Raw genomic sequence first — 591 nt, forward strand, 5'->3', positions numbered from 1 at the left:
TAAAGCCGTTCTCGGGATCGGAGGCGGCGCCGTCGTCGATCTTCAAAAGCTTCTTCAGGTGGATCAGCGGCAGCAGCTTGTTGCGCAGGCGCAGCACGGCGGTGTCCTTGATGCGCTCGATACGATGCTCGGAGTTGGCGCGGGCACGGACCAGCTCGACCACAGACAATTGCGGAATGGCAAAGCGGTCACCGCCGGCTTCCACGATCAGGGCGGAGACGATGGCGAGCGTCAGCGGGATCTTGATGGTGACGGACGAGCCCTCGCCGGCGACGCTCTTGATGTCGATGGTGCCGCCGATCTGGTCGATATTGGTGCGCACCACGTCCATGCCGACGCCGCGCCCCGAGACCGAGGTGATGGCGGCCGCGGTCGAGAAGCCCGGCGCGAAGATGAACTTGTGGACTTGCGCTTCGCTCATCTTCTCGAGCTCGGCCTCGGTGACGAGACCGCTCGAGAGCGCCTTGGCCTTGATCTTCTCGGTGTTGAGGCCGCGGCCGTTGTCGGCGATGCAGATGATGATGTGGCCGCCCTCGTGATAGGCGCTTAGGCGAATGGTGCCCTGCTCGCCCTTGCCACTCGCGAGCCGCT

At 64.5% G+C, this 591-nt stretch carries 1 protein-coding gene; it reads right to left on the reverse strand.

Annotated features, from left to right (window positions below; all coding sequences use genetic code 11):
* Nucleotides 1-591 (reverse strand): chemotaxis protein CheA (locus QQL28_RS45775; protein ID WP_284276449.1); only part of this gene is annotated, 591 nt, incomplete at both ends.

This window comes from Bradyrhizobium iriomotense (assembly GCF_030160715.1).
Taxonomy (GTDB): Bacteria; Pseudomonadota; Alphaproteobacteria; order Rhizobiales; family Xanthobacteraceae; genus Bradyrhizobium; species Bradyrhizobium iriomotense.